This window comes from Desulfofundulus sp. (genome assembly GCF_049701015.1).
GTDB lineage: Bacteria > Bacillota > Desulfotomaculia > Desulfotomaculales > Desulfovirgulaceae > Desulfofundulus.
In genome coordinates this window covers 1-4158 of sequence record NZ_JBNATZ010000221.1, presented here as the reverse complement: position 1 = coordinate 4158, position 4158 = coordinate 1, and the positions used below count along the sequence as shown (strand labels likewise).

Below are 4158 nucleotides of genomic sequence, written 5' to 3'. Positions count from 1 at the left end.
CATCTCCTGACTGAAGTCAGGAGCATTCCCGGCAGTAGATCGTAAAAAAGGTTTGCCGCGGTCAGAAGTCGTCTCTGAAGGCCGTTCTAGCGCGCCAGAGACGGTTGTTTTCTGCACTCCTGGACCCTGCAAAACGAAAAAAAGCCGGGTGACCGCCCGGCTACTGACCTTCTTTGACCTTCTGACATTGCTTGACCTTCTGACGTTGTTTGACCTTCCATCGTCAGACCGCAACCCGCCTCGGCGGTATTCCCGCCGCGAAGGCTTCATGTGCCCACAGAACCACTCTCCCGGCCCCCAGCGACTCCCGCACGCCGACGAGCCGCTGGTTCCGGCTGCCCCTGAACGGCAGGGACAGGTCCGCTTCTCCCTGCACGAACCGCCCGTCCACCACCACGTCGGTAAGGGCAAGCAATCGCTTCACCGCCGGGTCCGGGTGGGCTAATAATTCCTCCCACGTATAGCCCGTGTAGACCCAGAGGTCCAGACCCAGCGACTTGACGTGCCGGGCCACCTCAACCAGGGCCGCCGCCTGGCAGAACGGCTCCCCGCCGGAAAAAGTGACCCCGGTAACAAGCCTGCTGGACGGCAGGGACGCCAGCACGTCCGCCACGTCAACCAGAGTACCGTCATCGAAATCCCACGAGCCCGGGTTCTGGCACCCGGCGCACCGGTGCGGGCAGCCCTGCACGAAGAGCACGTCACGCAGTCCGGGGCCGTCCACCACCGACTCGTACACAAGGCCGTTCAGGCGGAGCTTAACGCCGGTCTCCCGAACGGCTTTCCCCTGCAGAGCAGCCAGGTTGTGGTGCACCACCCGGTCCCGCAGCTCCGCCAGCTTGGCCGAGTTCCAGCTGTCTGTGGGGGCCAGGTAACCGGTGATCCTGCGCACCCGGCGGATCGGGGAAACTTCCCAGGACTTGACCACGTAATCTTCTCCGTCGATGTCGATTTCCACTTTTGCCAGGCGCTTCCCCGCCTGGTTGAAGCGGGTTACTTCCTCCAGTGCCAGCGTCCGGGCTTCTTCTTCAGAAACGCCGGAACCGCAAACAACTTTCACGCCATCAACACAGGTAACGTGAGACATTAATTGCTCGCCTCCTTTTGGTCAGTAAACAGAATTACTGCTTTTTTGACCGCTCCCGCCGCCTCCCGGGCCGGCAGAAATTCTTCCACGCCGGTACCCTTAATTTGCGGAGCAATGTTGAAGTCGACGGCGTACAGTTTGCCGGCAGCCGGGATGAAGTCCACAGCGTACAGCGGGTACCTTACCCTGCTGTTGTATCCGTCCCTCTCCCGGGACAGTACCCGGATCTCGACGTCGCCGCAGTTGGACCGCCAGTCGTCGCGGCTGAAATACTCCAGCCAGAACACCTTGTCCCCGACCTGCAGGTACCGCCAGGTCAGTCCGAGACCGGACGGCAGGGCCGGGATGTACTGGACGGCAAAATGATCGGGATACTTCTCCAGGGCGTCGCGCAGGGAAAGCATGACCTTGCCTTCCCCGCGGTGGGCCCTTTCGTCGAGATGGACGACCATGGCAAAAATGGTGTCGGAGCGGGGAATTTCCTCGTACCCGCGCAGCGTGTACCTGTAAACGTCACGCACGCGCCCGAAAAACGGGACCTGCAGCCCCAGAGACCGCAGGTAGGCCAGCATCTGGGGCCGGCTCATCCCGCCGGTGGACAGCCGCTCAAAGACGAGCTCCGCGCTGCACCCGTCGAACCAGTGGTCGTAATAGTCGTGAAAGTCCGAAACCAACCGGACTTTTGGAGATTTTTCCGGCAGCATCGCTTTTCACCTCAGATCATCTCGTTAAAAAATACCGGCCGGTAATATGTTGTACACCGGCCTGGTGTGTCTCAGTTCGGCGTACCTTCTGTAGATGTATTTGAAGTTCTTGTTCACGATCTCGTCCAGTTTTGGATGCCCGTGGTAGACCTTCTTCAGATAGTTGAGGTACGTCTCGTTCAGTGCGAAAAACCATTCCCTGTTCCCGTACAGCTTCAAAAATTCCCGGTAATCTCTCTCGTCCGGCACCTCGCCCAGCAAGTACTTCGCCGCCCAGTACGCGAAAAGGACCTTGCTCCTCTCGTGCGTAATGGACGTGAAATACCCGGGGTTGATCTCTATCAGGTACAGCTCTCCCGATTCGCTTTTCGCAAAGTCCATTGTGAAGAACTGCGCACCCGTATGCCGGCTGAACTTCTTGCACGACTGGACGATGTACCTTACCTCGCTGTCGCTGAGCGCGTACTCCGAAAACGGCACGTCGTCCTTGAACAGGTGCGGCGGCGTCCACAGGTCTACCGACAGCACGTCGCCCCGGAAACACACCGCCCGGTACTCGGCGTTTAACGGCAGTACGGTGTCTGCGCTGCCAAACCTCCTGATGTTGATGTATTCCCGGACCGCAAAACCGTTCTCGTTCACCAGCCCCTGCGCTATCAGGTGGAGGCCGATTGCCGCAATCTTCTCGTAAACTTCAGCGAGGGAACCGGCGACAGCCAGCTCCGCCAGGCTTTCGCCGCCGCGCATGCCGTCCAGGGCTGCCATCACTTCTTCAAGCAGCCTGCTCTCCCTGTTGAGCGCCTTCAGGGCCAGCGCCGCCCGCAGCAGCCACTGGACTGCCGGGCTCTTCTTCAAAGTGTCCTCCTTCCGGAGGTACTTGAACGACGTCACCGTGCCGCGGACGAAATACTTCCCCTCTTCGGGAAAACCGGACTCGCTTGCGCGCCGCCGGAGGTTCCCCAGCCCGTCACCGTCACGACTGACAGCTTCCTTCAAAACCGCTGCCGCCGCGCTTCCCTCCCGGACAGCAGGTACCCGCACTCCCTCGAGCGCCTCGACCTCATGCGGCCTCATGTCGAAATAGTCTTCCAGCAAGCGGTAAAAGAACGTCCGGGGCTGCTTGATACCCAGCTCCTCGCATACCGGGTAATAGTAGAACATGTCGTGGATGATAGAAGGGTTCTCCAGGTGGTGGTCGGGAAGGACAACACCGCGGTCCCTCAGCTCGATGAACAGCCGCTCGTACTGCCGGATGTCTACGGCAGTGGTCAGCATCAGGGCTCTCGCATCTTTAAAACGCCGGTCCTTCTCAACCACTTCCCTGATATTTGTCTTTACGACGTCCACGCCTCTCTCCTGCAGGTAACGCTGGATGGTGTAAAGGACCCCCATGCTTTCCCACACCATTGGAAATAACATCACTTCTTTGTCGAAAGGGTTTTCCAGAAGCACTACCCGGCCGGGCATAAGTATCACACCTTTCCTGGTTGATCGAACGCCGCCCACGTTTCTCACTCATGATGATAAGTCACGCTCTTTACTCCTTCGCAGGTATACGTGTTGCCATCTAAGTCTTCAAACTTTAAAATTGGGGTTAACTTCCTGTGTCCCGGCAGCGGTTCGCTTTCGATATCAAAACTGATCTTTTTGACTGTGAGCATTAAAACGTCAATACAGAAGGGGAAAGGAATCGCGATCCTGTAACTCGCACCTGCATACTCTGCGTAAATGTCTAAATACGATAGTGGGCAGTGCAGCAGTGGTGGTGGTGGGAATATCTTGCGTACCGTTTTACTTCCGTCATCGAGGCTTTGCAGCCGGTATACGTCTATAGTTTCGCAGTATTCCGCTAGAAGCCAGAGCAGCAATTCGGGAATTCTGGCTGGATCCTGGGACATGAGAAAATCCAGTGCTTCTTTCCCGCTGATCGAAACACCTTTCGGGACTTTCGACAGATAATGATAAACTATATCTCCAGCTATAACAGACATTGGAAAAGAGTAATGTCCTCTGCGGTATAAAAACGACAGTTTTTCATCGAAAGCCATACAGGACATAACGTACAAACCAGCAGAAACCCTGCCGGCAGCTTCAAACAGCACGCGCGCGACCGCGTGGCAGACACCCGATGCCTCGCTTTCTCTGGGAAACCTGGTGTGCGCCCGGTAAGCGTTTAGCGTTGGAACCGCAATTTTGAGCCTGGCAGCAAGTTCCGTCTTAGAAATAGATAAGGCGTGCGCACAGAGGTCAGCTATAACTGGGAAACGGAAATACAAGTAGCATTCCCTCCTTTTGGACCACTCCTTAAATTCTAATCGAGTAGGAGGGGGCGGCTAGCCCCCGTCCTCTCACACCACCGGACATGCG

4 protein-coding genes are annotated in these 4158 nt (G+C 57.2%); all 4 read right to left on the bottom strand.

What is annotated here, in order from left to right:
* Positions 1 to 223 precede the first annotated feature (223 nt).
* From nrdG to ACPLUI_RS11860, 4 genes are read right to left on the bottom strand one after another with little or no spacing between them, the layout of a single operon-like run.
* Entirely contained in the window at positions 224 to 1087 is an 864-nt protein-coding gene (gene nrdG, locus ACPLUI_RS11875; protein WP_424660474.1) for an anaerobic ribonucleoside-triphosphate reductase activating protein, read from the bottom strand.
* Positions 1087 to 1791: a hypothetical protein gene (locus ACPLUI_RS11870; protein ID WP_424660473.1), complete on the bottom strand. Its 705-nt coding sequence runs from the start codon at positions 1789 to 1791 to the stop codon at positions 1087 to 1089. The genes nrdG and ACPLUI_RS11870 overlap by 1 nt, the downstream gene beginning before the upstream one ends.
* Positions 1792 to 1815: 24 nt before the next feature.
* Positions 1816 to 3258: an ATP-grasp domain-containing protein gene (locus ACPLUI_RS11865; RefSeq protein ID WP_424660472.1), complete on the bottom strand. Its 1443-nt coding sequence runs from the start codon at positions 3256 to 3258 to the stop codon at positions 1816 to 1818.
* A 44-nt stretch (positions 3259 to 3302) separates the two neighbouring features.
* Positions 3303 to 4067, bottom strand: coding sequence for a hypothetical protein (locus tag ACPLUI_RS11860; RefSeq protein WP_424660471.1), 765 nt, complete (start codon positions 4065 to 4067; stop codon positions 3303 to 3305).
* Positions 4068 to 4158: the final 91 nt, after the last annotated feature.

What these genes read in the sequence shown, in the direction of transcription:
- nrdG (WP_424660474.1), bottom strand. Translation starts at nt 1,087, where the DNA reads ATGTCTCACGTTACCTGTGTTGATGGCGTGAAAGTTGTTTGCGGTTCC.
- ACPLUI_RS11870 (WP_424660473.1), bottom strand. Translation starts at nt 1,791, where the DNA reads ATGCTGCCGGAAAAATCTCCAAAAGTCCGGTTGGTTTCGGACTTTCAC.
- ACPLUI_RS11865 (WP_424660472.1), bottom strand. Translation starts at nt 3,258, where the DNA reads ATGCCCGGCCGGGTAGTGCTTCTGGAAAACCCTTTCGACAAAGAAGTG.